Here is a 26,480-nt window from a genome sequence, read left to right as displayed (position 1 = left end):
CGCCCAGCCCGCGCCCGCCCCGCAACCGGCGCCGGCGCCCGGCGCCCCGGCCGCCAGCGAGACCCCGCCGGCCAACAAGCCCGCCACGCCCTCCGGAACGACAACGTGACCCAGGACGCCTCCCAAGAAGACGGCCAGCAGGAAAGCTTCATCTCCCACCTGGTCGAACTGCGCACCCGCCTGCTGCGCGCCGTCGGCGCGGTGGTGGCGGTGTTCATCATCCTGTTCATCTACCCCGGCGCGTCCGCCATCTACGACGTGCTGGCCCAGCCCATGCTGGCCTCGTTGCCGCAAGGCACGCGCATGATCGCCACCGGCGTCATCACGCCCTTCATGGTGCCGGTCAAGGTCACCATGATGGCCGCCTTCATCGTCGCTTTGCCGGTGGTGCTGTACCAGGCCTGGGCCTTCGTCGCGCCCGGCCTGTACAAGCACGAGAAGCGCCTGGCGCTGCCGCTCATCATCTCCAGCACGCTGCTGTTCATCGCGGGCATGGCGTTCTGCTATTTCGTGGTGTTCCGCACGGTCTTCCACTTCATCGCCACCTTCGCGCCGCAATCGATCACGCCGGCGCCGGACATCGAGGCCTACCTGAGCTTCGTCATGACCATGTTCATGGCGTTCGGCATCACCTTCGAGGTGCCGGTGGCGGTGGTGCTGCTGGTGCGCATGGGCGTGGTGGAACTGTCCAAGCTCAAGAGCGCGCGCGGCTACGTGGTGGTCGGCGCTTTCATCATCGCCGCGGTGGTGACGCCGCCCGACGTGGTCAGCCAGTTCATGCTGGCGGTGCCGCTGTGCCTGCTGTACGAGTTGGGACTGATCTGCGCGCGCATGGTCACGCCCAAGCCCGGCGCCGACGACGCCGTGAACGACGGCTCGCTGACCGAGCGCCACTGAACCCTCGCTGCCGACCCTGACGGGGCCCCTTGCGGGCCCCGTTGTCATTGCATAAACGGACTGTTTCCGCTTGTCCGGCGGCGACTGCAAACTTACATTGCAGCCATGTCGCTCGCCCTACGCCTGCGCACCCTGATGCGGTGGCGCGGCATCAAAAGCCAGAACCAGCTTGCCCGCATCTCCGGCGTGCCGCAGTCCTGCATCCACCGTATCCTCACCCGCGATGAACACTACGCGCCCACCCGCGCCACGCTGCAACGGCTGGCGCGGGCGCTGGACACGCAGGTCCCCTGGCTGGCCGACGGCATGGTGGCGCAGGCCGGCGCGGCGCCCCTGGCCCAGGAAGACGCGCACTCCGACGCCTACAGCGCCGAAATCTGCGCGCTGCTGCGGCATCAACCCGAAGCCGTGCGCAAGCGCGTGCTGCAGGTCGTGCGCCTGGTGCTCGACGCCCCGTGCCGTCCGCGACGCGCCGCCGCGTCGCGACAGCCTCAGGCCCGACCGTAGCGGCATCGGCGGCCAGCGTGCCACCTGCGCCGCCCATCCACGGCCATCACCGGGCTGGCGTGCCAGGTGACCGCCCCGTTATCGCGGCAGCCCCGGCCGCGTGCCCACCATCACCGTCAGCTCGGCCACCTTGCCGCCGCGCAACACGCTCAGCGTCGCGCGCTGTCCCGGCGTCAGTTGCGCGATCTCGGCCAGCAGCGCCGACGTATCCATCATCGGCTTGCCGTTCACCGTCTGCACGATGTCGCCAACCCGCAGGCCGCCCTTGGCGGCCGGGCCGTCGCGCAGCACGCCGGCGATGATCACGCCGCGCGCATCGCGGTCCAACTGGAACGCGCGCGCCAGCTCGGGCGTCAGGTCCTGCGGCTCCACGCCCAGCCAGCCGCGCTTGACGCCGCCGGTCTTGACGATCTCGTCCATCACTTTGCGGGCGATGTCGATGGGCGTGGCGAAGCCGATGCCCATCGAGCCGCCCGACTCGGAATAGATCGCGGTGTTGATGCCCACCAGGTTGCCCTGCGCATCCACCAGCGCGCCGCCCGAATTGCCCGGATTGATGGCGGCATCGGTCTGGATGAAATTCTCGTAGGTATTCAGGCCCAGTCCGTTGCGGCCCAGCGCCGACACGATCCCCTGCGTGGTGGTCTGCCCCACGCCGAACGGATTGCCGATGGCCAGCACCACGTCGCCGACCCGCAGGCCGCGGTCCGGCGCCAGCGTGGCCGCGGGCAGGTTGCGCAGGCTGGCCAGCTTCAGCACCGCCAGGTCGGTGTCCGGATCGGCGCCCACGACCTTGGCCGTATCCTTGCGCCCGTCCGCCAGCGCCACCTCGATGGCGTCGGCCGCCTGCACCACGTGATAATTGGTCAGCACGTACCCGTCATGATTCACCACCACGCCCGAGCCCAGGCTGGTGCTGGCCTGGCGCCGGCTGACGCCAGGCACCTGGCCGAACAACTGGCGCAGGATCGGATCGTCCGGCAGCGGCACCAGCGGCACATCGACGTGCTTGGTGGTGTAGACATTGACCACCGAGGGCGCCGCGCGCGCCACGCCATCGGCGTAGGAAACCGCCCCCGCCAACGGCCGCACGGTCGCGGCAACCGGCTGCGGCGTCGCCGCGGGCGCGGCGTCCGGCCCGACCAGCCGCAGCAGATCCGGCCGCAAGGTGGTGACGACGAATAGAATACCCAGGCAGACCGTGACGGCCTGAGCGAAGATCAGCCAATATCGGCGCATGTTTCTGATAGGACTAGCAATGAGTAAAGTGGACTCCCACGTCCTGGCCGCCTGGCTGGACGACACCCTGCAAGCCGCCCGTTTCAAGGACTACTGCCCCAACGGGCTGCAGGTGGAAGGCCGATCCGAAGTCGGACACATTATCACCGGTGTCACCGCCAGCGAAGCCCTGTTGCGCATCGCCGTGGAACGCGGCGCCGACGCGGTGCTGGTCCACCACGGCTGGATGTGGCGCAACGAGGACCGCCGCATCATCGGCACACGCCGCACCCGCATGGCGCTGGCGCTGAAGAACGACCTCAACCTCTACGCCTACCACCTGCCCCTGGACGCCCATCCCACCCTGGGCAACAACGCCCAGTTGGCCCGCGTCCTCGGCCTCGAACCCGAACGCCGCGACGACGGCGCCCCCCGCACCTGTGGCCCCGACAACCTGGTCTGGCTCGGCGCCGCCCCCGACGTGGCCACCGTCGGCCAACTCGCCGCCCGCATCCAGCAACGCCTGGGCCGCCAACCCCTGGTCGTCGGCAATTCCGACCAGCCCGTCGCCCGCATCGCCTGGTGCACCGGCGGCGCCCAGGGCATGCTCGCCGACGCCATCGACGCCGGCGCCACCGCCTACATCACCGGCGAAGCCTCCGAATCCACCTTCCACCTCGCCCAGGAAACCGGCGTCGCCTTCCTCGGCGCCGGCCACCACGCCACCGAACGCTACGGCGTCCAGGCCCTCGGCCAGGCCGTGGCCGAACGCTTCGGCATCAAGGTGGAATTCGTGGACCTGGACAACCCGGTGTAACGGAAGAAAACAGGGCATGGCCGCAACGCTGATCCCAGGCGAAACCTTGCCCGCCGACGCGCGCCGCCTGCAAGACCACGGCGGCCACCCACAACACTCACCGCCAGCGCGCAGCGCACACCCTCCCACTCCCCAGAAGCACGTATGCCACAACCGGCTGCCCGCGCAGCCGGTTGTGGCGGGCAACCCAAGCCTCTCCCACGCCCCCTCGGTCCAGCAGCGCATGAAACCTCGAAACCGGTAGCCCGGCGCGGGTGGTCGCGGGCGGGGCGCGCCGTCAGATGCGCCCGGCGGAAACCGAAGGCAGCCGCCGGCAGGCGGCAACGAGGTTGAGCTCGGGGCAGTCCGGAGCGAACGCTCCGGACCGCAATCGCAGGCGCGCCCCGCCCGCGACCACCCGCGCCGGGCGGCCTACGAAGCCCACACCCCCGCAAGCAACCAACCACTGAACCAATAAAAAAGCGCCCCGCAGGGCGCTCTTCCATTTCAGCTCAAGGCTGCTTCTTCAACAAATCCCGAATCTCGCGCAACAACGCCACATCCTCGGGCGTCGCAGCAGGCGCCGCCGGCGCTTCCTCGGCCTTGGTCCGCGCCTTGTAGATCGCCTTCACCATCCAGAAGATCACAAACGCCAGCAACACGAAATTGATGATGATCGTGATGAAGTTCCCCCAGGCGAAAACGTTGGCTCCCGCCTTGGTCAGATCGGCATACGTCATCGGCCCGTTGTAACCGGCCGGCATCGACAGCACCAGGAACTTGTTCGAAAAATCGACGGATCCGCCAAGCACGAAGTTCACCAGCGGCATGACGATATCCTTGACCAGTGAGTCGACGATTCTGCCGAAAGCCGCCCCAATGATCACACCAACCGCCAAATCAACCGCATTGCCTTTGACAGCGAAATCTCGGAATTCTTTGACGAAACCAGTCGCTTTGCTCATAAAAGCACTCCCTTCGTGATACGCCCACCAGTAGGCTGGCGCTATAATACGCGGTTGCTATGTTGTTACATATTCCCGCGAAGCCGATGCCGCAGAAGTGATGCTACTCGTAGAGCGGGCGCATCAACAAGGATAGGAAGATGAGTCAGGATACGCTGGTGCATGATGATGACGGTGCGGTTGATCCAAATCTGCCGCCCGATCCTTCGCGACGTTTCTGGGTAACCACCGCCTGTGCTGTGGGTGGCGTAGCAGGTGTCGCAACGGCAATACCGCTTGTGAGCACGTTTTCCCCTTCTGAAAAAGCCCGCGCGGCCGGCGCCCCCGTCGAAGTCGACATCGGCGATATCCCGGTCGGCACCATGAAAACCGTGGAATGGCGTGGCAAGCCGGTCTGGATCATCCACCGGTCTCCTGAACAGATCGCCGGCCTCAAGACCCAGGACGCGCTCCTGGCGGACCCTCAATCCAAACGCCCCGGCTTCACTCCCAAATACGCAGAAAACGAAGGTCGCTCGCGCAAGCCCGAGATCTTCGTCTGTGTTGGCATCTGTACCCATCTGGGCTGCTCGCCCACCTCGCACTTCGAAACGGGCGGCGGTGGCGGCATGGGCGCCTCCTGGCAAGGCGGATTCCTCTGTCCGTGCCACGGCTCCACGTTCGACCTGGCAGGCCGGGTCTACAAGAACAAGCCCGCTCCCGATAATCTCGAAGTCCCGCCGTACCAGTATCTCACCGACTCCCGCATCATCGTGGGCGTCGATGAAGACAACAAGGCCTGACGCTCGCGTCGCGCTTTTTTCCCGAATTACGTAAGTAAAACAAATACGCCACGTATTAGAGAAGGAGCCGTTACATGGCTGGCGAGAAAACCGTCGAGACGACAGGCCTGTTGGGCTGGCTGGATCGGCGCTTCCCGGTGACCTCCACCTGGAAAGCGCATCTGTCCGAATACTACGCACCGAAAAACTTCAACTTCTGGTATTTCTTCGGCTCACTGGCGCTGTTGGTGCTGGTGCTGCAGATCGTGACCGGCATCTTCCTGGTCATGCATTACAAGCCGGACGCCGAACGCGCGTTCCAATCCGTCGAATACATCATGCGCGAAGTCCCGTGGGGCTGGCTGGTGCGCTACATGCACTCGACCGGCGCCTCGATGTTCTTCGTCGTCGTCTACCTGCACATGCTGCGCGGCCTGCTCTACGGCTCGTACCGCAAGCCGCGTGAACTGGTCTGGATCTTCGGCGTCGCGATCTTCCTCTGTCTGATGGCCGAAGCATTCTTCGGCTACCTCCTGCCGTGGGGCCAGATGTCCTACTGGGGCGCACAGGTGATCGTGAACCTGTTCGCGGCCATCCCGTTCATCGGCCCCGAGCTGTCGATCTGGATCCGCGGCGACTACGTCGTCTCCGACGCCACGCTGAACCGCTTCTTCGCCTTCCACGTCATCGCCATTCCGCTGGTGCTGGTGGGGCTGGTGGCGGCCCACCTGGTGGCGCTGCACGAAGTCGGCTCGAACAACCCGGACGGCATCGAGATCAAGGAAGGCCCGAAGGACAAGTACGGTCGCCCGAAGGACGGCATTCCGTTCCATCCGTTCTACACGGTGCACGACCTGGTCGGCGTCGCGGGCTTCCTGCTGGTGTTCGCCTTCATCGTGTTCTTCGCGCCGGAAATGGGCGGGTACTTCCTGGAGTTCAACAACTTCATCCCGGCCGACTCGCTCAAGACGCCGCCGCACATCGCCCCGGTCTGGTACTTCACGCCGTTCTACTCGATGCTGCGCGCCACCACCGACGAGTTCACGTGGGTGCTGGCCGGCGCTTCGGTGCTGGGCGCCATCGCGCTGCTCGTCAAGAGCAACCTGAAGGGCTTCATGCGCATCGCGGTGCCCGGCATCCTGATCGTCGTGGCCGTGCTGCTGCGCGTGATCGACGCCAAGTTCTGGGGCGTGGTCGCCATGGGCGGCACCGTGGTCATCCTGTTCTTCCTGCCGTGGCTGGACCATTCCCCGGTCAAGTCGATCCGCTACCGCCCCACCTGGCACAAGTGGATCTACGGCATCTTCATGGTCAACTTCCTGGTGCTCGGCTACATCGGTACGCAGCCGCCCAGTCCGCCGTTGAACATCACGTCGCAGATCGGCACGCTGCTGTACCTGGCATTCTTCTTCCTGATGCCGGTCTGGAGCCGCCTGGGCACTTTCAAGAAAGTGCCTGACCGCGTGACGTTCCACGCCCACTGAGCCCCACGAAAATAACGGACTGACCATGATCAAGAAGCTGATTGGTGCCGTGGCGTTGATGATGCTCACGTGTACCGCCACGTTCGCCGCCGAGGGCGGCTATCCGCTGGACAAGGCGCCTTACCGCGTCAACGACATGGCGTCGCTGCAAAACGGCGCCAAGCTGTTCGTCAACTACTGCCTGAACTGTCACAGCGCATCGTCGATGCGCTACAACAAGCTCAAGGACATTGGCCTGACCGACCAGCAAATCAAGGAAAGCCTGCTGTTCACCGGCGAGAAGGTCGGCGACATGATGAATGTCGCCATGACGCCCAAGGACGCCAAGAAGTGGTTTGGCACCACGCCCCCGGACCTGTCCGTGATCGCGCGCGCCAAATCCGTCAACGCCGGCCCCTCGGGTTCCGACTACATCTACACCTACCTGCGCACGTTCTACCGCGACACTTCGCGTGCCACGGGCTGGAACAACCTGGTGTTCCCGGCCGTCGGCATGCCGCACGCGCTGTGGGAACGGCAGGGTCCGCGCGAGCTGACCACGGTGGCGATGCACGAGGTCGAAGGCAAGGACGGCGCGCCGAAGTCGTGGGAACGGGTCACGACGGTGTACGATGCGCAAGGTTTTGCCACGGTCAAGGCCGAGCCGGTAGCCAGCTACCACGGCCATGCCACCTTCGAGGCCAAATTCAAGGCCGCCAACCCGGCCCAAACCGCAACATACGACAACGACGTCGCCGACCTGACCGCGTTCATGTCCTGGATGGCCGAGCCCGTCCAGACTTTCCGCGTCCAGCTGGGCGTCGGTGTCATGTTGTTCCTGCTCTTGTTCTTCCTGGTGATGTGGCGCCTGAACGCCTCTTACTGGAAACACGTGCGCTAACCGCAACGCCCCGCCAGGCTTATCCGCCCCCATTTTCGCCAGGGTGGATAATGGCGGGTTAGGGCTGTATGCCTACCCCCCGCCTGGCAATCGGGGCCAGCGCCTGCTAGATTAGGGCGCTGGCCTTTCGTTTTTCATAAAGGATTTTTCGCCATGATGGTGCTCTATTCCGGAACCACGTGTCCGTTTTCGCAACGCTGCCGCTTCGTGTTGTTCGAAAAGGGCATGGATTTCGAGATCCGCGACATCGACCTGTACAACAAGCCCGAAGACATCTCGGTGATGAATCCGTACGGTCAAGTGCCCATTCTGGTCGAGCGCGACCTGGTCCTGTACGAGTCGAACATCATCAACGAGTACATCGACGAGCGCTTCCCGCACCCGCAGCTCATGCCGGCCGATCCGGTCATGCGCGCGCGCACCCGCCTGTTCCTGTACAACTTCGAGAAAGAGCTGTTCGTCCACGTCTCGACGCTGGAAGACCGCAGCGCCAAGCCCGACGAGAAGAAGCTGGCCAACGCCCGCCAGAACATCCGCGACCGCCTGGCCCAACTGGCCCCGATGCTGCTCAAGAACAAGTACATGCTGGGCGAGGAATTCTCGATGCTCGACGTGGCCGTGGCCCCGCTGCTGTGGCGCCTGGACCACTACGGCATCGAGCTGCCCAAGAACGCGGCTCCGCTGCAAAAGTACGCCGAGCGCATCTTCTCGCGCCCGGCCTACATCGAAGCGCTGACGCCTTCGGAAAAAGTGATGCGTCGCTAAGGTTGTTGCGTGATGGGTGAAACTTCGACCAAACCGTATCTGATCCGCGCGCTGCACGAATGGTGCACCGATAACGGCTACACGCCGTACATCACCGTGCAGGTCGACGAGCACACCATGGTGCCCGTCGCCCACGTGCGCGACGGCCAGATCACCCTGAACGTGGGCACGCTGGCCACCAACCGCCTGGTGCTGGGCAACGAATTCATCGAATTCCAGGCCCGCTTCAGCGGCGTGACCGAAAACGTCTACGTGCCGGTGGGCGCCGTCAGCGCCATCTATGCGCGCGAAACCGGCGCCGGCATGGGCTTCGAAGTGCAGCCCTACGAACCGCCGGCCCCGGGCGCGCAGAACGCCTCCGAGACCGTCCCGTCCGAAGCCGAGGCGGATGCCGCCCCCGGCGATGACGGCGGCGACGACGAGCCCAAGCGTCCGCACCTGACGATCGTCAAGTAATCCGGCAGGTCCCCCGCGCCGCCCCGGCCCCAGGCCCGGGCGGCGCGGTCACGTCTGGCCGCCGCCGATGTGACGCCCGATTGCATGGCGATCTTCTGAAGCACGGGATAAGAGTGCGTATCATTTGCATATCCAGGAAAAATCCCGTCTCATACGCTTGAACCGGGTCCGCTGCGGCACGCGCCGCTCCCCGGCTTTCCAGGAGTGATGCACCGCCCATGCCGTACCTGATCGGAATGACGCCCGCCGGCGGCGTATCGACCCAGTTCATGCCGCAGATAGACCGCCAACTGGTTGCCAAGCTGTGCCTGTTCGATAGCCTGTCGGACGACGATCTCGCCCGCATCCCGCGTCAGATCCGACTGACCTTGCGCGGCACCGGCCGCGTCCCCGCGATCGTCGGATGGGACGGCGGGCCATTCCTGGTCAATGCCCGGGTGCGCGAACTCATGGAAACGCTCGAACCCGACACGCACCGCTTCCTGCCGGTCGAGGCCGAGACCATGATCGTGGGCCGCAAGAGCCGGCCGTTCCGCACCTACCACCTGCTGCTGTGCCCGCCGCGCGTGGACGCCGTCATCATCGAGAAGACCGAGTTCTCCAAAGGCATGGGCCGGGCGGGCTACGAAGCCGGCGGCTGCTTCTCGTTCCTGAAGGGCACGCCGCTGGTGCTGGACCGCGGCGCCATCCAGGACCGCTGCTTCTGGCGCCTGCCGCGGCAATTCGGCGTCCGGCCGTCATATCCGCACAGCGGCATCAGCGGCTACTTCTGCTCGGATGAATTCTGGCGCGCCCTGCGCGCCGAGCGCCTGGGCGGCTGGGAAGCCAGGCGCCGCTGCGCGACGGGCGTGCGCCCGGAATGACCCGCATGCACGCCGGAAAGAATCTCCTTTTTTCATTACAATGCAGTCCCTGCGCGCGGCCCGCGCGCGCCACGCCGGTGTAGCTCAGTTGGTAGAGCAGCTCACTTGTAATGAGAAGGTCGAGGGTTCGATTCCTTTCACCGGCACCAGTAAAATCAAGGGCTTAGCCGCTGGCCAAGCCCTTTTTCTTTGGTCGATTCGATTTATTGCGCCAATTTTGCTCCACTCTAGCCGTTAAGGCAGGTAGAGCAGCAACTTGAGGAGCAGTAAGTGGCATCGATCTCTCGACGTGGTGATCTGCAATGGCAGGCTCGGGTAAGGCGTAGGGGCTATCCCGTTCAAATCAAGACGTTCAACACGCGCGCCGATGCGGAAGCCTGGGCACGACAGGTAGAGTCTGAAATTGACCGCGGCGTCTTCGTCAGTCGCGTCGAAGCCGAATCGACCACACTGGCTGAAGCGCTCGCCCGTTACGCGCGCGAGATCTCGCCTGGCAAGAAAAGCCATACGCGCGAGCTGTCCTTGCTACGTACATGGAGCAAGACCCCATTGTCAGCGCGCTACATGGCGGCTGTACGTAGTGCCGATATCGCCAAGCTGCGTGATGAATGGCTCAAAGCGACGAATCCACCCTTGAAGCCAGCTTCGGTTTTGCGCCACCTGGCCACGCTCTCCCATGTATTCACGATTGCGCGTAAGGAATGGGGCATGGAGAGCCTGGTCAACCCAGTGGAGTTGGTGCGCAAACCCCAGGCCAACAATCTACGCACTCGCAGGATCGCTGCCGAAGAACCAGATTCTGAAGACGGCAACCGGCAGACCTCGAACAATGAGATAGATCGCGTAGTGGCCGCCAGCCACTCCAAGACACTCCCTGCGGTCATTTGGGTCGCCATTGAAACCGCAATGCGCCGCAGTGAGCTCGCAACCTTGCTGCCCGAGCACTTGGACTTGAAACGCCGAGTGGCCCATCTGCCTGAAACGAAGAATGGCAACTCGCGTGACATTCCTTTGTCCACGCGCGCCGTCCAAATTTTCGAAGATCAGCTTAAAGGCAGGCAGGGCTGCGCCTTAGTATTCGACATGACCGCAGACGCTGTCAGTCGCGCCTTTAACCGCGCGCTCAAACGCGCCAGGGCCATCTATGAACAGGAGTGCGCGACGGCAGGCAAACAGCCAGACAAGCAATTTCTGACAGACCTACGGTTCCACGACCTGCGCCATGAGGCCACGTCTCGCCTGGCGTCGATCTTCCCTATGCACGAACTAGCCAAAATCACGGGGCACCGAGACCCCCGCATGCTCATGCGCTATTACCACCCCCGAGCTGAGGATCTTGCGAAGAAATTAGGGTGACTGCAAACCGCGAGGTAAAAATTTCGCTCATAGCGAAAAAAATTGACGCAGGCTATCTGTACGGCTAGACTAGCTCCGCGGTTACGGAGATTTATGTCTCGTAGCATCGGGGGCTTCGGTCCCGCGGGGGTGTCAAAGCCCCTACCCAATCCCAGACCAGACGGACGGACGCGGCCTCACCGCCACGACTCTCCGGCAGGCAGGGGATAGCCGAGTCCGGACGAGAACCGGACTCGGGTAACTGGCTCGGGGGGAAAAGCGCGGTTTTCTCCAAGTTGTCGCCGATCATGAGCGTACGAGAGGCATCAGGCCCAAGTGGGAAAGTCCCAACAGGGTTGTTGATGTCGCAACATGAAAGGCTTATATGACACCTAATGAAACCGCAAAACCGTGCCCGTCGACGGAACGGAAGAAACCGAAGGTCGTGATCCTCAGAAGGATTCTCGGCTTGGCAGCAGCCCTCTACCGGGCATCCAACTGGGTAGATGGGCGCTGGAATTGGATCAAGGATCACTGGCAAGTGCTCCGCGACTGGTTCGGTGATCTCTGGTGATGGCGACTACTCCTGATCTTTTTACCACTAAGGCCATCTCATGTTGAATGAAGCGCTAAGGCTTGTCAGGGCCTATCACGACCTGTCGCAATCAGAGCTCTGTGCTCAGCTAGGAATCTCCAACTCCTACCTGTCGGAAATCGAGTCCGGCAAGAAGCAGCCATCGCTGGAGATGCTGAATAGATATAGTGAATATTTCGGCATCCCCGTTTCATCGTTGTTGTTCTTTTCGGAAAACCTCCATCAAACAGGTCTCACAAGCACCCTGCGCGTGGGAGCTGCAAAGAAGGTGCTGGCATTACTTCAATGGGTGGAAGCAAAGAGTGTCAGAAAATCAAAAGCCGCCCGCACCAGCTAAGCCGCGGAAGACTTATGCATTGAATCAGTGCGCCCTCTATAAAGTGGGTTCCAAAAAGAGGCTGGAAAAAATCCTTGGCGTCAATGTTGCCGACTTAATACGTCTATCAGCTGACGAGGGAAACTTCCAAGTCTTTGAGCTAGAAGCTGAAGTTTGTGAGTTCACTGGCAAGACCCGCAAAGCGCGATGGGTACAGAATCCCGTCCCCGAACTCAAGGCAATACTCGCACGCATAACCAAATTGCTTTCCCGCGTCCGTGTGCCAGACTACTGCCACGGAGCAACACCAGGTCGGTCGTATCGATCGAATGCACAGGCCCATGTCGGCGCGCAGTCAGTAGCGACGTTCGACCTCAAGGATTTCTTCCCCACTACCACATCAAAGCAGGTGTTCCAGTTCTTCAGCAAGGATCTGGAATGCGCGCCAGATGTGGCAGGCCTCTTGACGGACCTATGCACACACGGGCACGTTCTACCCACAGGAGCTCCTACCAGTCCGATCTTGGCCTATTGGGCGAATCGGCGCTTGTTCGAGACGATCGATCGGCGTGGAAAGGTATTGCGGTTGAAATTGTCAGTCTACGTCGACGACATCACCCTATCCGGCGATGCGATTCCGCGAAGTCTGGCTGACCAAATAGAAGGCATCGTCAAGAGCCACGGGCATAAGCTCTCCGGGCATAAGACCAAAATCTTCGGCCCCAGCCGTCCCAAGCATGTCACCGGCGTTGTTATCACAGGTCAGTCACTACGAGTGCCACACGCTCGTTTTCACAAGGCTCGCGCCATTCGGATCGCTCTCTACGCCGAGAAAGATAGTCGAAAACGCGTACTGCTAGCTGCAAAACTGTGTGGCCTTCTGGGGGAAGCTGCCTTCCTTGACCCTGCGTACAAGAGAATGGCGAGTGACAGCGTGAAGTTACTTGCCGCAGCGAAGGCACAAGTCGCTCCGCGCCTATCGAGATCAATAGGGGGACCACGTCGTAAGCGCGGTCGCTCAAACCCACGCACAGTGGCAACCATGGGTGGAGTGCAGCTCAGGGAGCAGCTCGACCTCTCGGATGCGCCGACGAACTAGCTACGGCCTGCCATGAGCAGGCTCCTGAGTATACCGGGGTCTCGGGGCGTAGCCCTGAGCAGGGCGAAGGCCAAAAGGTAGGGAGAGCAACGACTGGACGCTGGCCGGTTGATATAGCGCGCTTTGCGCGGTATATCAATCCCTACCCTGTCCGAAGTAAATGTTGTCACTCCGTGGACATGTCTGCATTCTCATAGGAACCTAACTGCACCGCTAGTCGCCCATGCAGTAAACACCGGGAAAAGAATCGCATAGCAGGCCAAAGGAATGGCTGCGTTGACGGCGAGCGGATATAATTCGAGAGTGGTTTTCCCTGAGGCTTGGTACAACAAGGCGCGGTAGAAAATCACCATCAATAAGGCCGTGGGGCCCCCGTCATCTGCGTAGCACGGTGAACATTCCCAAGACCTTCCTGCGGCATCGGCTGGCGAAAAATCCGATGACACGTCCGGCAACAGGCCGGTAGGTAATGCAGCAGGACGTGGTCTGCATCACATAAGGCCAGATCACCAGTCCTGCGTATTAGCAGGTGGTGGTCATGGGAAACAAAAATCTGATTGCCTTAGAGGATGACATCGCGCGTCTGCACGCAGCGCAGCGGAGGATGGCGGCCGTCAACGCAGCATTGCACCACAGGGATATCCAAGCGTTGCGGCAGCAGCAACTATCCGGTGAACACATAGCCGAGCTGCTGAAGCGCCATGCCAGGGGCCTCCCGGCCTACCCGGATTACGTGTTTCGACATAACCAGGAAGCCCTGGAGATGTTTCGGGGAGAGGCTGGTCGTGCCATGCCGGGGGTGGCAGCGTGAACACGAAGAAATGGCTCGGAATCCTTTTTCTGGATGTCCTGCTGCCCTGGCGGCCCGCGGTCAAGTCAGTCCAACTACTGGTCAACACCACGAAGCAATCCCTTTCTGGTCTCACTGAGATCAAGGCTATGGTCGATGGCTTGCGCGCCGACAGGCAAGCGCCTCAAGCTGCCGAGGATCGCTCATTCGAAGAGGTGTTCAACGACGAAATGGCCCTGCGCCTTGTCGCGCTACGGCGGCACTTCCTCATGCGCAAGCGTTTGGCGCTGGCGCTGGGCGGCCTGCTCTTGATGTTGCCCGGCATAGGGTTCCTGGCGTCGGCTGATCACGGGGATCTCGCCGGAATGGGCTTGGCGGCGATGAGCGCTGGAGCCAGTGGCGTTGCTTCGTTCTTGTGGGCGCTGTCGGCGCAGTTCCGGCTGTGGCAGCTTCGGACTCGACGGCTGTCGCGGGCGGATCGCGGCGGCTTTGAAGATTTCAGGCGGGAGGAGCGGGATTGGGCCTTGCAGGCCCTGAGCCCGGAAATCGGAATCTCGCGCGGCATGCTCCAGGTGCTACTGGCTGTGCCCCTGCTGGGCGCCCTGGCGTTTGTGGGTGCAGCCTGGGCACAGGGTATGTCGCTGGGCGAGATCAGCGCGGCCGCGAAGACGACCTCGGACCTATCCCGTCAGGCGCTGATCGGGATTTTCGGCCAGGTTGTCAACACCCCTCTGGCGACGAGCGCCAGCGGCGGCGACACGATCCTGGCCAGGATCTTCCAAATTGGGAATTCCGCATTGCTCTCGGTATCCCTGGTGCTTGGCGGCTACATGGCCTTCAAAAAGGTAGCGGCTGCAGCCCACGACGGAACAGTCTTCGAGCAGGGCCGAGGGCTGGTACACGCTCCGATACGCGTGATTATTGCGATCGCGTCGCTGGCACCCACGGCCAACGGCTGGTCGATATCCCAGTTGCTCATGCTATGGGCGGCGTCGATTATGGGCGTAGGTACGGCGAACTTGGCCACGCGCGCGGCGACCGATGCACTGGCCAGCGGGCAAACCATGGTGGCGCAGCCGGTTATGCCCAGCACGGTGGAGCTGGCGAGAAGCCTCTACCAGGCCAATCTATGCATGTACAGCATCAATCTCGGACTAGACCAGGCTAAGACGGAAGGGGGATGGGTTCTGCCGAGTAGCTATGTCCAGCCCCAAGACACCCTGACCGGCATGATTTTCAGGTCGAACACGTATGTCTGCGGCGGGGCAGATGTAACGAGCGCGCAAGACACCGCGCCAGGGGTGAAAAAGAACTCGGATTCCTTTTGGGGACCCGATATTGACGTTTCGGATATCAAAGCCGCACATCTGAATGGCCTCAAGGCTATGCAAAGCACCCTCTGGCAAGGAGCTTCGGATTTCGTCGCAAAGATTGTGGTCAGGACGAAGAACGGCGATGTCCAATTGCCCAATGCAGAGGCCACGATTCAGTCTGCCGCACAAGCCTATGAAAGCGTGGTCACGTCGCAGGCTGCAACGACAAATAGCCAAATCGCTGCGCTGTCCTCTCAGATTTCATCATCACTTCAAAGCCAAGGCTGGTGGGGCTTAGGCGGTTGGTACCAGACATTTGCACAAGCGAACACGAAGTTGAACACCGCCATGGCCGCCAAAGCCCATGTGTTCGGTGAATCGATTGTCGGAGACCCGGGTATCAAGTTCCTATACGATAAGGTGATGGTCGCCTATACGGCGCAATCCGAGCAAAGTGGCTCATCTTCTGGAGTCAGCTCGTTGTCGGCCTCTCGTTCCAACGAAACAAAGGGCTCGGAAGTCGAAAAAATCATGAGCAGCGTCATGGCTGGGCCTGGGCAACGAGCTGCGGTTGCCTTGACCAACCGGCTTCTGGGCTCGCCGGATGGTTTGACCACGAACCCGCTCATTGGCATGAAGAACATCGGAGATGACATCCTTGGGCTTGCCACGGGTGCAGTCGCCGGGTATGCAGGACTGAAATTCGCCGTGGCCATGGCGAATGGCGGTTTGCTTGGCAGTGTCGGGAACTTGGTGATTGGGATTGGAAAGGGGGTTGATGCTGTCATCAATACTGTAGAGCCCTATCTACGAATCCTGATCTTGGGGTTCATGGGTGCAGGCATTGTCCTGTCGATCTACCTGCCCATGATTCCCTTTGTTGTGTGGTTTGGCGCCGCAATCAACTGGCTAGTGGTGGTGGGCGAGGCCATCATCGCCGCGCCACTTTGGGCCATGACGCACATGAGCGGTGAAGGTGACGGCATGGGACATCGTAGCGGCCACGGCTACATCTTTCTTCTGAACATGATGGTGCGCCCGCTGCTGATGGTGGTCGGTTTCTTCATGGCTGGAGTGGCGATCGCTGCCGGCGGAAACCTGTTGAACAAGACCTTCGGCATTGCCATGGTAAATGCCCAGTTCGACTCGATGACGGGCATGGTCAGCGCCCTGGGCTTCGTTATTCTCTACTGCTCATTGTGCATGAACTTGGTACATCGCTGCTTCAATCTGATCGTGATCGTGCCGGACCAGGTGATTAACTGGGTGGGTGGGCATGCCTCGCCGCATCTTGGCACGTCTCCCAACGATGACGCGCATCGTGCAGTGGGTGCGCTATCGGCTCAGCTGAGCCCTCTCATGTACGGTCGTCACAAAGGACAATTTCCAAGCGCACTCAAGAGAAACGGGCTAAACGGCGAACGGAAGTAAACCAAGGAACCAAAAAATGCGTGTGCTACTTCTTTTCTTGTGGGGCCTCGTAAGGCCATTCTGGGTTTTCGGGTTGATTGCGGCGGTCGTCGTGCTGCTCTCCGGCCTGGCCGGCCTACGGAACAACTATGAGGGGAGCCTGACCCTGATCGTGGGTGTCGGCGTCTATGTCTTTGGTGGGGGCTGGGCGCTGTTCAAAGGGTTGCCGGAGCACTTCAAGGAATCGCTGCAGCATAGGGTGAACAAGCTCAAATCTCGTGAAGGCCTGTCGCCGAACATCGAACAATTCAGCAATGGCTGCATCCAGTACATGGGCGTCGATACGAAGGCTCAGAAGGTCATCTTCTGGCCTTACACCCTCCGAAAGCCCTGGATATTTTCGGTTTCGGATCTGCTTCGTCGTTCTGAAGAGTACAAGAACACGGCGGTGGAAACGCGATTCGTCCTTGCCGACGGACGTTCGTTTGTTTTTACCCTTGATCGAGACAAACACACGGTCTTCGATGCCCTACTGAAACAGCAGATTGGATGGTGAAGGGGGGTATGCTGTCTGCCGAAAAAATCGCTGAGCTGTTGGGACTGGCCTTGCCTCAGGCCGCCACGCCGGCCGAGCTGGATGAGTGGGCTGAGTGGTGGCGGGAATCGGCTGAACTGGCCGAAAACATGACTCCGGAGGAGATCGCCTACCGCAAGGCCGGCGGCTGGTGGCCCATCGCGACGGCGCGGCACGTGCTCGAGGGCGCGCCACCAGTTGTACGTCGTGCGCTGCGACCTAACCTCAATTCATAGCCGCCCCAGGGTGCTGACGCCTTCGGCAGGGAATAGCAGCTCTACGCGGCGTGCAGCACGCATCACCTTCCACTTCCTTGTTGGTGAAGTACGGGTCGGCATCACGCTGCTTGCATGCGATATCTGCTTTGCGACGCAAAATCATCGTATTCCTATTCGTCACGGTGGCTCTTGGCGTAGTCGCGTATCGGTTCGTTTGACACGCAAGCCTGACCTTGGCCTTTAGTTGACTTGCACCGGTGAAAGTCGGGCTTGGTCATGGCTACCATAGGCTCGAGGTGGTCCCGCTGCTACTAAGTTACCGCGCTGAGTCATTCCCAGCCCTTGATCACCCCTACCGCAACTTCGCTAAGGCCCGTGGCCTCGATCTCTGACGGATCACCATGTAAAGCATGACACTGCCGCCGCAGCGCTGCGAATTCGTCTTCGAGCGCATCGTAGGCGGCTCGAAATGCCGGCTCGGCCACGCACCTCTTCGCCGCCAACTCCTTGGGGTCGAACGGCACAGGTTGGTAACGGTCTTGGTTGTCGTGCATGTCCAAAGCTCTCAAAAACGCCAACAGGTCGAAAAGGTAAGTGGGGCTGCCAGGTCCGAAAGGTGCGCCCGTAGGTCGTTCTGAGCGATTCTAGCCCTGCCGACTGGGAACCTCGTGGTGGTCGCAGGGGGGAGCCGGCCGCGTGCGGCCGGGGGGCTGCTAGGCCCCCGGGGGGTCGAAGGGCCGGCCCAGAGGGCCGGACAGGGGGGCTGAGCCCCCGGCCCTGGGGGTGATGCGGGCAACGCCCGCACCTTATCCAGCCCCCTTGAGGGGGTCTCTTGTCCTGGACCTTCGCAATGGGTCACATCCCACCGATATCGGAATCTCGGAGAGTTCCCCACACACTGGCGCTCCCTAACTACCAGAGGGAACTACAGGGAATGTATTTACAGGAAAACCGTACCGGTTTTAGGGGGGGTCTGATTTCACGAGCAAAAGGGGGCCAATTTCACGTACGAAACTGCCCCGAAGGGGGTCTACTTTCACGTAACAGGGGGGGCCAATTTCACGGGGATAAGTTCTGTTGTCCACAAGATTCTGCGCGGTCTTTCGACGGCGACGCCATACACTTGGTCGCATCGATCGTGGCGGCTGATTTCACGAGCGACTTGATGACGTCGCCGAACTGGCCAACTCCATGCACAGGACGAAAACCTGGCCTTGGCATCTTCAGAGGCAGCCTATTTCCCAAGCCTCTTCGGAACAGGTGGCGGCGAGCCGAGCAACAACAATCCGCCTGTAACCTGCTTGACATTGGCCGTCGGATAAACAGACTGCACCTTGCGCAAGGCTGGTACGAATTTCTTCTTGAAGTCTTTGTCAGCGTTCTTTCCGGTATATTCCTGGGCGAACTGCTCGCGCAGGGACTTCCAATACAGCATGACGCCCTTGCCCTCGATACGGTGCAGACGATGTGCCAACCAGCAGTACACATCCAAAGCCAATGCTGATCCTTTCAGCGCGTGCAGGGCGCGATTATCTAGGGGAACGGCACTATCCCGCAGCTCGTTGAAGTAATGCTCTGAAAGAATCATGACACCTGGCCAGAGCGGTCTTTGCTGGGTGGCGCGGTTGGACACCCAGGCGTCAAACTGCTCGACAGGCTGCCCGTTGAAGGTGCGACCCTTGAACCCGAGCTGCAACCGACACGCGGCCAGCGCATGCATCTGCTTGCGCAAGGTCAGATAGCGGCGGCCGTCGACTTCCATACCCATCAGACGCAGAAACTCGGCTGCGCTGTCACCGATGTGAATTTGCCGCGTATTGTGACGCTTGGCATAGCTGGACACCCAGGCGAGGGCAAGCCGGGGCATTACGCCATAGGGGATGGGTTGCGGCACAGGTCCATTCCCCTCGTCCAGCCAGCCCGCTTGCACATTCACCCAAGCCTGGCCGGACTGGCGCATAAATTCGCGACCCTCGACTTCAGAGCGGGGCAATCCGACCTGACATAGCACCGCGTGGACGAATGCCATGTCATCCCCGCCCGGTGGAGTCTCCGCAATTTGAGCACCGCGCGCGATGATCTTCTGAGCATGCTTCTGCCGGTTCTCAAAACTCAACGCCGTCCGAGGATCTGAAGCAAAGCCAGCCGAACTCGACGGAATCTGAATTTGGCGAGCGGTGGACATGACTCACCCCTGCGCATCGACATCAGGACTACTTGCAACTACCGCGATGCGGTGCTGCTCGCGCATTGCACGATCTACCTTCGTCGGCCTTCCCCGCTTAGGCCGACGGAGAGATGGATGGCTAGGATCATCAAAGAAGCTCTGATCGAGAAACTGCGCCACGTCGACCAGTCGGAACACGCGCTTGCGCCCGACCTTGAACGACGGCACGTGATAGGTGCCAAGAGTCAGTCGGTTACGGATGGTCTGCGGGGATTCGCTGGTGATTTCTGCGAGCTGCTCGACGTTCAACGTCGGCGGATACTTCGTGGACAGGTAGGATAGCGAGGAAGTGGCAAAAGCCGGCTGGACGGAGTTTACGAATTGCATGGACGCACGCCTTCGCGATCGCCACATCGCCTGCCGTGCGGGTCAGGTGGCAACAGAAAGGTACGTATCCGTCAACGAACCCCCGCGCCCGGGGGCTGCACATGCGACACGCCTTGCGGTCGCCACTTAGTCGTTCCGGTCTTTCAGCTATCCTCTTCTATCAAGGGAAGCGTACCGCGCGCTGCATGTGCACTAGATCCTACTCACCCCCCGGTTCGTCGCGTACCCGAGGAGCTTTCCGTGCAGGTTTAATGTCATGAACGCGAAGCCTGCCCTTCGCTTCATTGCCTCATCCGAGGTGACCATGCTCCGCTGCTCGCACTGTCCGGAAAACATCGGTCGCACACGCAGTCGACTCTAATGGCCTGCTTACGCAGTCCGGAAAAAAACTGGCCTGATGGCAGCGGTCAAAGCTATGACCTGCGGGAAATATACCGCATAACTCCCGCGATGTACCGCAACCTCCCGCTGGCGCGATAGCAGGGCGTCGCTCACGAACCTTGCGCCAAATCTGCTCCACTTAGCGCCAAATTTTTTCGGTAAGATCAGAAATCCCGGTGCGTACTTCGATCTACCGAAATGGGGATTTGAGGCTGCGCTGTCGGCAAACCATTGATTTCTAACTGGTTTCAACATCCAGCAGAAGTGTTTGTGAAATCAAGACCTTGGTGCACAAGAGGCGCAACTGCCTCTTAGCTCACTTGTAATGAGAAGGTCGAGGGTTCGATTCCTTTCACCGGCACCATCAGCATCCCCCGGGATCCTCCCTCAGCGCACAAGGTCAGGCCGAACGTCCCAGTTCGCCAATCAATCACGCGATTTCGTCGCGAGCCGTGCCACCGGTAAATGATCGATTCGATGAAGTCCGGCCATCCGGCCAGTCTGGCGTGGCTATACTTGTCTCGGTCCCTCGCACAGGCCCCGAACGCCGCGGTAACACGACAGTCCATGGCAGCGAGGATCGCTTGCTTGTGAAGCACTTGATTTGGGAAATGCGGATCCATGTTCAGTCACATCACGGTCGGCGTCAGCGATCTGGCCCGCGCCTCGGTTTTCTACGATGCGATCCTCGCACCGCTTGGCCTGCGCCAACGGCAGGTCACACCCGACGGCGGGCCGGCAGCGCTCTGCTGGGTGGTTCCCGGCGCCACGCTGCCTCGGTTCTACGCCTACGCGCCGTTTGATGGAAAGCCCTGCTCCGCGGGTAATGGCAGCATGGTGGCGTTCCTCGCGCCCGACGAGCAGGCGGTGAGGCACGCGCATGCCCTCGGGCTTGCCGCGGGAGGCGTGGACGAGGGGGCTCCGGGCCCGCGCCCCCACTATGGCAACGGCTACTATGGCGCGTACCTGCGCGACCCCGACGGCAACAAGATCCACCTCGTCTACCGGGGCGATATCGTCTAGAACGCCGAGACGGCAACTCCCCATACGGTGCACCCATGATGCCCATGGAATCCGACACCTGCGCCAGCTCCTGCGGGTCTACGCGACCTGTCTGATCGCCACGGCGAGCCGCGCTTGCGCGTTGTCTGATGGAGTGCCGGCGTGCAGCCGACAAAAAAAACGGCCATTCGGCCGTTTTTTTCGTTTCCTTGCACGCAGGCAGCGGCCGCATTCCGGCCGGCCCGTGCCGCGGCTCACCCCAGCGCCGGCAGCATGTTGAACAGCAGCACCATCACCAGGCCGGCCACCGACACGATGGACTGCACCACCGAGATCGTCTTGGTAGCCTCGCCCATGGTCATGCCGAACGATTCCTTCACCATCCAGAAGCCGGCGTGATTGGCATAGTTGAAGAACAGCGAGCCGCAGCCGATCGACAGCGCCAGCAGCGGCAGGTTCAGCGAGGGATCGGCGCCGGCCAGCGGCGCCAGCAGGCCGGCCGCGCCAACGATGCCGACCGTGGCCGAGCCGGTGGACACCGACAGCAACATGGCGATCAGCCAGCCCAGCACCAGCGGCGGAAACGCGAACTGGTGGGTCAGGTGGACGATGGCGTCGCCGACCTTGGCGCTGGTCAGCACCTGCTGGAAGGCGCCGCCGCCAGCGATGATCAGCATGATGCCCGCGATGGGCTTGAGGCTCTTGCCGAGCCCGTCGCGCAACTTCTCGGCGTCGCCGCCGCGCGCCAGCACCAGCGCCACGGCTGCGAACAGCACGCCCAGCAACATGGCGACCAGCGGATTGCCCAGGAAGGCCGCCACGTGCATCAGGGGCGAGGTCTTGGGCAGCAGCATCTCGGCCACCGCGTGCAGCAGCATCAGCAACGCGGGCAGCAGGGCCGCCAGCACGCCCAGGCCCACGCCCGGCACCGAATGGCCGGCATCGGCCTGGCGGACGGCGGTGAATTGCTCGAGCAGGGCTTCGTCCGGGCGGGTCGTCATGCGCGGCGCGATGAAGGCGCCGTACAGCGGACCGCCCAGGATCATGGCGGGCAGGGCGGCGAGAAAGCCGTAGATCATGGTCGGGCCGACCGTGGTCTTGAGACTGGCGATAGCCGTCAGCGGGCCGGGATGCGGCGGCACCATGCCGTGCATGGCGGCCAGGGCCGAGATCACGGGCACGCCCACGTACACATAGGCCGAGCCCTTGAAGCGTTCCTGGCCTTCCAGCTTGCGCGCCACGCTGAAGATCAGCGGCAGCATCACCACCAGGCCCACCTCGAAGAACATCGGGATGCCGATGATGAATGCCACCAGCGTCATGGTCCACGGAATCATGCGCGGCGAGGTGCGGTTCAGGATCGCATTGGCCAGGCGCTCGGTGGTGCCCGAGTCCGCCAGGATCTTGCCGAGCATGGCGCCCAGCGCGATCACCACGCCCACCGCGCCCAGGGTCTTGCCGGCGCCGTCGGTCAGGTTCTTGACGATGGCGGTCGGCTCCATGCCGGTGGCGAAGCCGACGCCGATGGACACGATCAGCAGCGCCAGCAGCGGGTGCATGCGGATGCGCGAGACGATGAGTGCGACCAGCACCAGGACGCTCACCAGGGCGGTGAGCAACAATTGGATGTCGAACGAAGACATGTGTGAAACCCAGAAAAAACGTGAGAGGTCGCGAACCTTCTGGTTGCCATGATAAGGGATCGTCCTGGCGCCGAAGCGTCATAACCCCTCCAGTCATCCGGGCCGTTTTGCATTCCCCGCGAAATTTGTGCATAATTCGCCCCCTCTACCTGTTCCCCGATAGCTCAGTCGGTAGAGCGACGGACTGTTAATCCGCAGGTCGCTGGTTCGAGCCCAGCTCGGGGAGCCAAAGAATGCAGTACTGAAGGGCCCGCAACGTGTTGCGGGCCTTTTGCATGGGCGAACGCCCGCGGCACGCCGCCAAAGTCGGACGGTGTTCCGCCTCAATCGAGCGGTCCGGGCCCGAATGCGGGGTGAAATGGTTCTACGATTGGCGTCGAGTCAACCGTGATGCCCGGGTACCCGCCGCTCTCCCCATGCCTTCCCCAACGAAATCCGTCGACGCAAAGACCGCCTTTGAACTCGTGTTCGGGCTGCTGCAGAAAAATCCCTGGATCGTGCCCGGCGCCTCGGCCCCGCTGCCGGACATCGCGGTCATGAAGCGGCACCAGGCCGAGGCCGTCAATGTGATCCTGTGGATCTGTGAAACCGGCGACCTGACGGGCTGGCCCGCGCAGACGCCGCTGGACACCCAGGCCACGGCCGCGTATCTGCTGATGGATCTCACTTTCCGGCTGCTCGATCCGGCCTCGGCGCTGTCGGCAAGCACCTGGGACGTCCCGGCGGACGAGCAGGCGCAGCGCCAGGCGCTGCGGATCGTGCGGCATGAAGTGCAGCGCAGCAAGCCGATCAACGCGGCCGACCTGGCCCGATTCCCTGCCCACTCCTGATTTGCGAGAATGGGGCGCCCGCCGGATACTCCCCCAAGCCGGTCCTTCCGCCACCGCCTGCCCCATGCGATCCAATCGATCCCTGCCCGCCCTGGTCTCGCTGCGCGCCTTCGAGGCCGCCGCCCGGCGCCTGAGCTTCAGCCTGGCGGGCGAAGAGCTGTTCGTCACCCAGAGCGCCATCAGCCACCATATCCAGCGGCTGGAGGCGGAACTGGGCGTGGCGCTGTTCGAGCGCCGCACCCGTGCCGTGGCGCTGACCCCGGCCGGGCAGGCTTATTACGAGCAGGTCCACGCCGCGTTCACGCTGCTGCGCCAGGGCACCGACGCCATCCGCGCGCCGGCCCCCGCGCGCCGCGCGCTGCGCGTCGGCCTGCTGGCATCGTTCGCCACGCGATGGCTGGCGCCGCGGCTGCCGGACTTCGCCGCGGCGCATCCGGACATCGACCTGCAACTGCTGCCCGACATCGGCCTGGCCGACGTGGCGGGCGGCGAGGTCGACGTGGCCATTCGCTACGGCCGCGGCACGTGGCCCGGCGTGCGGGCGCGCCGCATCATGGCGGAGCGGCTGTCCGTGGTGTGCGCGCCCGCGCTGCTGGCGGGCCGGCGGCGTCCGCGCACGCCGGCGGACCTGCTGCGCCATTCCCTGCTGGTCTCGCATACCCGGCATCCGTTCGAGTGGGACACGTGGTCGCGCCATCATGGCCTGGATCTCGGCCGCGCCCAGACCGTGCACCTGCACGACTACAACATCGTGGTCGAAGCCGCGCTGGCGGGGCAGGGCCTGGCCATGGGCCGCCACCGCATGATCGCCGCGCAACTGGCCAGCGGCGCCCTGGTCGAGGCCCTGCCGGGCACCACCCTGGAAGATCCGCGTATCGGCTGGTGGTTCGTGAGTCCGCGCGGCAAGACCGATGCCGCCGCCCAGGCGTTCCTGGCGTGGCTGATGCGGGCCGCGGCGCAAGGCTGACGCATTACTTTTACTCATACGTCGCTCGCAATAATTGATTGGTCAGGCGCGACGCGCATCGATAGCATGGAGATCACCCTTTCTTTTCCGTTTCACAGGTGACTCCATGACCCGTACGATCTCCGGCCGCGTGGCCGAACTCGGCCTTGCGCTGGACCCCGCGGCCGCGCCCGCCGCCAATTACGTCCCCTTCGTGCAAGAGGGCAACCTGCTGTACATCTCGGGCCAGATCTCGCGCGCCGCTGGCAAGGCGACGTTCCTGGGCCAGTTGGGCAACCAGATTTCCGAAGCCGACGGGGTCGCCGCCGCGCGCCTGTCGGCGCTGGGCATCCTGGCGCAGATCGCCGCCGCCACCGACGATCGGCTCGATCGCGTGGCGCGCGTGGTGCGCCTGGGCGTATTCGTCGCCAGCACGCCGGACTTCAACCGCCAGAGCGCGGTGGCCAACGGTGCCTCGGACCTGATGGTCGAAGTGTTCGGCGACGCCGGCCGCCACGCGCGCAGCGCGGTCGGCGTGGCCTCGTTGCCGCAAGGCGTGGCGGTGGAAGTGGAAGCGGTCATCGCGCTCACCCCCGCCTGATGTCCCGACGCCGGGCCGCCGCCCGGCGCGATTTTCCTGGAATTGCCATGTCCGCCGCCCTGACCCCCGCCGCCCTGGAAGCGTTGCGCGCCGCCACGCCCGGCACGCGCACCACCGTCCATTTCAACCATGCCGGCGCCTCGCTGCCGTCCGCCGCCACCCTGGACGCCATCCAGGCCCACCTGCGGCGCGAAGCCGAGCAAGGGCCGATGGAGGCGGGCGTGGCCGCGCGCGCAACGACCGAACAGGCGCGCCAACTGGCGGCGCGCCTGCTCAACGCCCAGCCCGACGAGATTGCCCTGACCGGCGGCAATTCCCCCGGCTGGGGCGCGGCCTTCGCCGCGCTGGGCCCGTGGCGCGCGGGCGACCGCATCCTGGTGGGGCGCCACGAATGGGGCGGCAATCTCTCCGCCATGCGGCTGACGGCGCAACGCACCGGCGCCTCGATCGAGACCATCCCGTCGGACGACAGCGGTTGCGTCGATCCGGCCGCGCTGCAAGCCATGCTGGACGAACGGGTGCGGCTGATCGCGTTGACCTGGCTGCCCGCCAACGGCGGCCTGATCAACCCGGCCGCCGCCGTGGGCCGCGTGGCGCGCGCCGCCGGCGTGCCGTATTTCATCGATGCGGCGCAGGCCGTTGGGCAATTGCCGGTGGACGTGGCCGAGGTCGGCTGCGACGTGCTGAGCGGCGCCGGTCGCAAGGCCCTGCGGGGCCCGCGCGGCACCGGCCTGCTGTACGTGCGGCGCGATTTCCTGCCACGGCTGACGCCGGCGTTCGTCGACACCTATTCGGCGCCGCTGGGTGCCGACGGCCAGCCGCAAGTGCGCGCCGACGCGGCGCGCTTCGAATCCGCCGAGGCCTCGCTGGCGCTGCGCTGCGGCCAGGCCAATGCGCTGCGCGAGGCGCTCGATATCGGCCTGGAAGCGATCCGCGACCGTATCGACACGGTCGCCCAGGCCCTGCGGGCGGAACTGGCCGCGATTGCTGGCATCGAGGTCCTGGACCAGGGCCGCGAGCGCTCGGGCCTGGTGTCGTTCAACCTTGCCGGGCACGAAGCCACCGCGGTGCAGCGGGCCCTGGCGGCGCAGGGCATCATTATCGGCAGCAACGGCGTGCCGTACACGCCGCTGGACATGAACGCGCGCGGGCTGACGCAGATCGCGCGCGCCTCGGTCAGCTACCTGACGCGCGACGACGAGATCGACCGCCTGCTCGACGCGCTGCGCATGCTGGCGCGCCAGGGCTAGCGCTCGTCGCCCGGCGCCGATGCACACCGCG

Annotated in this window: 27 protein-coding genes and 2 tRNA genes; 23 read left to right on the top strand and 6 right to left on the bottom strand. The window is 63.0% G+C overall.

Annotated elements, in window-relative coordinates:
• Positions 1-105: 105 nt before the first annotated feature.
• Together tatC and HV783_RS24090 are read left to right on the top strand one after the other, a co-directional pair.
• Complete coding sequence (gene tatC / locus HV783_RS24095) at positions 106-897, top strand: twin-arginine translocase subunit TatC (protein ID WP_054503741.1); 792 nt, start codon at positions 106-108, stop codon at positions 895-897.
• A 105-nt stretch (positions 898-1,002) separates the two neighbouring features.
• Positions 1,003-1,404 carry a helix-turn-helix domain-containing protein gene (locus HV783_RS24090; protein ID WP_054503742.1) on the top strand — a complete coding sequence of 134 codons (402 nt, stop codon included), beginning with the start codon at positions 1,003-1,005 and terminating at the stop codon, positions 1,402-1,404.
• Positions 1,405-1,482: 78 nt separating this feature from the next.
• Here HV783_RS24090 and HV783_RS24085 read toward each other — a convergent pair whose 3' ends face one another.
• Positions 1,483-2,643 carry a trypsin-like peptidase domain-containing protein gene (locus HV783_RS24085; protein WP_116791672.1) on the bottom strand — a complete coding sequence of 387 codons (1,161 nt, stop codon included), beginning with the start codon at positions 2,641-2,643 and terminating at the stop codon, positions 1,483-1,485.
• Positions 2,644-2,662: 19 nt separating this feature from the next.
• Between HV783_RS24085 and HV783_RS24080 the strand changes: the two genes are divergently transcribed.
• The gene (locus tag HV783_RS24080) at positions 2,663-3,439 is read left to right on the top strand and encodes a Nif3-like dinuclear metal center hexameric protein (protein WP_175190017.1); all 777 of its coding nucleotides are present in this window, start codon (positions 2,663-2,665) and stop codon (positions 3,437-3,439) included.
• 491 nt (positions 3,440-3,930) lie between these two features.
• Here the strand turns inward: HV783_RS24080 and mscL are convergent, their stop codons facing one another.
• Positions 3,931-4,383, bottom strand: coding sequence for a large conductance mechanosensitive channel protein MscL (gene mscL / locus HV783_RS24075; RefSeq protein ID WP_006388043.1), 453 nt, complete (start codon positions 4,381-4,383; stop codon positions 3,931-3,933).
• A 140-nt stretch (positions 4,384-4,523) separates the two neighbouring features.
• Between mscL and petA the strand changes: the two genes are divergently transcribed.
• From petA to HV783_RS24005, 14 genes are all read left to right on the top strand, one after another.
• Positions 4,524-5,165 carry a ubiquinol-cytochrome c reductase iron-sulfur subunit gene (gene petA / locus HV783_RS24070; RefSeq protein ID WP_006388042.1) on the top strand — a complete coding sequence of 214 codons (642 nt, stop codon included), beginning with the start codon at positions 4,524-4,526 and terminating at the stop codon, positions 5,163-5,165.
• A gap of 74 nt (positions 5,166-5,239) precedes the next feature.
• Positions 5,240-6,628 carry a cytochrome b gene (locus HV783_RS24065; RefSeq protein WP_049070550.1) on the top strand — a complete coding sequence of 463 codons (1,389 nt, stop codon included), beginning with the start codon at positions 5,240-5,242 and terminating at the stop codon, positions 6,626-6,628.
• A 25-nt stretch (positions 6,629-6,653) separates the two neighbouring features.
• Positions 6,654-7,508, top strand: coding sequence for a cytochrome c1 (locus HV783_RS24060; RefSeq protein ID WP_054503745.1), 855 nt, complete (start codon positions 6,654-6,656; stop codon positions 7,506-7,508).
• A 153-nt stretch (positions 7,509-7,661) separates the two neighbouring features.
• Positions 7,662-8,273 carry a glutathione S-transferase N-terminal domain-containing protein gene (locus HV783_RS24055; protein ID WP_006388039.1) on the top strand — a complete coding sequence of 204 codons (612 nt, stop codon included), beginning with the start codon at positions 7,662-7,664 and terminating at the stop codon, positions 8,271-8,273.
• A 12-nt stretch (positions 8,274-8,285) separates the two neighbouring features.
• Positions 8,286-8,729, top strand: a complete 444-nt coding sequence (locus tag HV783_RS24050; RefSeq protein WP_054503746.1) for a ClpXP protease specificity-enhancing factor — start codon at positions 8,286-8,288, stop codon at positions 8,727-8,729.
• A gap of 218 nt (positions 8,730-8,947) precedes the next feature.
• Positions 8,948-9,592, top strand: a complete 645-nt coding sequence (locus tag HV783_RS24045) for an imm11 family protein (protein ID WP_054503747.1) — start codon at positions 8,948-8,950, stop codon at positions 9,590-9,592.
• A 73-nt stretch (positions 9,593-9,665) separates the two neighbouring features.
• Positions 9,666-9,741: transfer RNA gene (locus tag HV783_RS24040), tRNA-Thr, on the top strand.
• A 121-nt stretch (positions 9,742-9,862) separates the two neighbouring features.
• Positions 9,863-10,948: a site-specific integrase gene (locus HV783_RS24035; RefSeq protein ID WP_175190016.1), complete on the top strand. Its 1,086-nt coding sequence runs from the start codon at positions 9,863-9,865 to the stop codon at positions 10,946-10,948.
• A gap of 593 nt (positions 10,949-11,541) precedes the next feature.
• Complete coding sequence (locus HV783_RS24030; protein WP_175190015.1) at positions 11,542-11,859, top strand: helix-turn-helix transcriptional regulator; 318 nt, start codon at positions 11,542-11,544, stop codon at positions 11,857-11,859.
• The gene (locus tag HV783_RS24025) at positions 11,825-12,937 is read left to right on the top strand and encodes a reverse transcriptase family protein (RefSeq protein WP_175190014.1); all 1,113 of its coding nucleotides are present in this window, start codon (positions 11,825-11,827) and stop codon (positions 12,935-12,937) included. Before HV783_RS24030 ends, HV783_RS24025 begins: the two co-directional genes overlap by 35 nt.
• A 538-nt stretch (positions 12,938-13,475) precedes the next feature.
• A complete protein-coding gene (locus tag HV783_RS24020) occupies positions 13,476-13,748 on the top strand; it encodes a hypothetical protein (protein WP_175190013.1) in 273 nt (90 codons plus the stop codon).
• Entirely contained in the window at positions 13,745-16,471 is a 2,727-nt protein-coding gene (locus tag HV783_RS24015; RefSeq protein WP_175190012.1) for a DotA/TraY family protein, read from the top strand. The genes HV783_RS24020 and HV783_RS24015 overlap by 4 nt, the downstream gene beginning before the upstream one ends.
• Before the next feature lie 16 nt (positions 16,472-16,487).
• On the top strand, positions 16,488-17,006 hold the full coding sequence (locus HV783_RS24010) for a hypothetical protein (RefSeq protein WP_175190011.1): 519 nt from the start codon (positions 16,488-16,490) through the stop codon (positions 17,004-17,006).
• Positions 17,007-17,014: 8 nt separating this feature from the next.
• Complete coding sequence (locus tag HV783_RS24005; protein ID WP_175190010.1) at positions 17,015-17,260, top strand: hypothetical protein; 246 nt, start codon at positions 17,015-17,017, stop codon at positions 17,258-17,260.
• Between the two features lie 311 nt (positions 17,261-17,571).
• On the opposite strand, the gene HV783_RS24000 is transcribed toward HV783_RS24005, so the two are convergent.
• The 3 genes from HV783_RS24000 to HV783_RS23990 all read right to left on the bottom strand — a co-directional run bounded on the left by HV783_RS24000 (position 17,572) and on the right by HV783_RS23990 (position 19,796).
• Entirely contained in the window at positions 17,572-17,796 is a 225-nt protein-coding gene (locus HV783_RS24000) for a hypothetical protein (protein ID WP_175190009.1), read from the bottom strand.
• A 680-nt stretch (positions 17,797-18,476) separates the two neighbouring features.
• Positions 18,477-19,427 carry a replication protein RepA gene (locus HV783_RS23995; RefSeq protein WP_175190008.1) on the bottom strand — a complete coding sequence of 317 codons (951 nt, stop codon included), beginning with the start codon at positions 19,425-19,427 and terminating at the stop codon, positions 18,477-18,479.
• Between the two features lie 3 nt (positions 19,428-19,430).
• Complete coding sequence (locus tag HV783_RS23990) at positions 19,431-19,796, bottom strand: helix-turn-helix domain-containing protein (RefSeq protein WP_175190007.1); 366 nt, start codon at positions 19,794-19,796, stop codon at positions 19,431-19,433.
• Between the two features lie 1,002 nt (positions 19,797-20,798).
• Between HV783_RS23990 and HV783_RS23985 the strand changes: the two genes are divergently transcribed.
• Entirely contained in the window at positions 20,799-21,200 is a 402-nt protein-coding gene (locus HV783_RS23985) for a VOC family protein (protein WP_054503748.1), read from the top strand.
• Positions 21,201-21,433: 233 nt separating this feature from the next.
• On the opposite strand, the gene HV783_RS23980 is transcribed toward HV783_RS23985, so the two are convergent.
• Positions 21,434-22,822, bottom strand: coding sequence for a GntP family permease (locus tag HV783_RS23980; RefSeq protein ID WP_054503749.1), 1,389 nt, complete (start codon positions 22,820-22,822; stop codon positions 21,434-21,436).
• Positions 22,823-22,975: 153 nt separating this feature from the next.
• Here HV783_RS23980 and HV783_RS23975 point away from each other — a divergent pair.
• The 5 genes from HV783_RS23975 (at position 22,976) to HV783_RS23955 (ending at position 26,449) form a co-directional block, all read left to right on the top strand.
• A tRNA-Asn gene (locus tag HV783_RS23975) sits at positions 22,976-23,051 on the top strand.
• 187 nt (positions 23,052-23,238) lie between these two features.
• Complete coding sequence (locus HV783_RS23970) at positions 23,239-23,652, top strand: hypothetical protein (RefSeq protein WP_054503750.1); 414 nt, start codon at positions 23,239-23,241, stop codon at positions 23,650-23,652.
• Positions 23,653-23,716: 64 nt separating this feature from the next.
• Positions 23,717-24,619, top strand: a complete 903-nt coding sequence (gene gcvA / locus HV783_RS23965) for a transcriptional regulator GcvA (protein WP_116791554.1) — start codon at positions 23,717-23,719, stop codon at positions 24,617-24,619.
• 106 nt (positions 24,620-24,725) lie between these two features.
• Positions 24,726-25,199, top strand: a complete 474-nt coding sequence (locus HV783_RS23960; protein WP_054503752.1) for a RidA family protein — start codon at positions 24,726-24,728, stop codon at positions 25,197-25,199.
• A gap of 47 nt (positions 25,200-25,246) precedes the next feature.
• Positions 25,247-26,449 (top strand): aminotransferase class V-fold PLP-dependent enzyme, encoded by a 1,203-nt coding sequence (locus HV783_RS23955; protein ID WP_175190006.1) that lies wholly within the window; start codon positions 25,247-25,249, stop codon positions 26,447-26,449.
• Positions 26,450-26,480: the final 31 nt, after the last annotated feature.

Origin of the sequence: Achromobacter dolens, assembly GCF_902859745.1 — a bacterium.
Lineage (GTDB): Bacteria > Pseudomonadota > Gammaproteobacteria > Burkholderiales > Burkholderiaceae_B > Achromobacter > Achromobacter dolens.
Note: the sequence above shows the minus strand (reverse complement) of the source record. Positions and strands in the feature narration are given on the sequence as shown.

Coding starts and splice junctions, on each gene's coding strand:
- HV783_RS24090 (WP_054503742.1), top strand. CDS start 1,003: ATGTCGCTCGCCCTACGCCTGCGCACCCTGATGCGGTGGCGCGGCATC.
- HV783_RS24085 (WP_116791672.1), bottom strand. CDS start 2,643: ATGCGCCGATATTGGCTGATCTTCGCTCAGGCCGTCACGGTCTGCCTG.
- HV783_RS24080 (WP_175190017.1), top strand. CDS start 2,663: ATGAGTAAAGTGGACTCCCACGTCCTGGCCGCCTGGCTGGACGACACC.
- mscL (WP_006388043.1), bottom strand. CDS start 4,383: ATGAGCAAAGCGACTGGTTTCGTCAAAGAATTCCGAGATTTCGCTGTC.
- petA (WP_006388042.1), top strand. CDS start 4,524: ATGAGTCAGGATACGCTGGTGCATGATGATGACGGTGCGGTTGATCCA.
- HV783_RS24065 (WP_049070550.1), top strand. CDS start 5,240: ATGGCTGGCGAGAAAACCGTCGAGACGACAGGCCTGTTGGGCTGGCTG.
- HV783_RS24060 (WP_054503745.1), top strand. CDS start 6,654: ATGATCAAGAAGCTGATTGGTGCCGTGGCGTTGATGATGCTCACGTGT.
- HV783_RS24055 (WP_006388039.1), top strand. CDS start 7,662: ATGATGGTGCTCTATTCCGGAACCACGTGTCCGTTTTCGCAACGCTGC.
- HV783_RS24050 (WP_054503746.1), top strand. CDS start 8,286: ATGGGTGAAACTTCGACCAAACCGTATCTGATCCGCGCGCTGCACGAA.
- HV783_RS24045 (WP_054503747.1), top strand. CDS start 8,948: ATGCCGTACCTGATCGGAATGACGCCCGCCGGCGGCGTATCGACCCAG.
- HV783_RS24030 (WP_175190015.1), top strand. CDS start 11,542: ATGTTGAATGAAGCGCTAAGGCTTGTCAGGGCCTATCACGACCTGTCG.
- HV783_RS24020 (WP_175190013.1), top strand. CDS start 13,476: ATGGGAAACAAAAATCTGATTGCCTTAGAGGATGACATCGCGCGTCTG.
- HV783_RS24010 (WP_175190011.1), top strand. CDS start 16,488: ATGCGTGTGCTACTTCTTTTCTTGTGGGGCCTCGTAAGGCCATTCTGG.
- HV783_RS24005 (WP_175190010.1), top strand. CDS start 17,015: ATGCTGTCTGCCGAAAAAATCGCTGAGCTGTTGGGACTGGCCTTGCCT.
- HV783_RS24000 (WP_175190009.1), bottom strand. CDS start 17,796: ATGCACGACAACCAAGACCGTTACCAACCTGTGCCGTTCGACCCCAAG.
- HV783_RS23995 (WP_175190008.1), bottom strand. CDS start 19,427: ATGTCCACCGCTCGCCAAATTCAGATTCCGTCGAGTTCGGCTGGCTTT.
- HV783_RS23990 (WP_175190007.1), bottom strand. CDS start 19,796: ATGCAATTCGTAAACTCCGTCCAGCCGGCTTTTGCCACTTCCTCGCTA.
- HV783_RS23985 (WP_054503748.1), top strand. CDS start 20,799: ATGTTCAGTCACATCACGGTCGGCGTCAGCGATCTGGCCCGCGCCTCG.
- HV783_RS23980 (WP_054503749.1), bottom strand. CDS start 22,822: ATGTCTTCGTTCGACATCCAATTGTTGCTCACCGCCCTGGTGAGCGTC.
- HV783_RS23970 (WP_054503750.1), top strand. CDS start 23,239: ATGCCTTCCCCAACGAAATCCGTCGACGCAAAGACCGCCTTTGAACTC.
- gcvA (WP_116791554.1), top strand. CDS start 23,717: ATGCGATCCAATCGATCCCTGCCCGCCCTGGTCTCGCTGCGCGCCTTC.
- HV783_RS23960 (WP_054503752.1), top strand. CDS start 24,726: ATGACCCGTACGATCTCCGGCCGCGTGGCCGAACTCGGCCTTGCGCTG.
- HV783_RS23955 (WP_175190006.1), top strand. CDS start 25,247: ATGTCCGCCGCCCTGACCCCCGCCGCCCTGGAAGCGTTGCGCGCCGCC.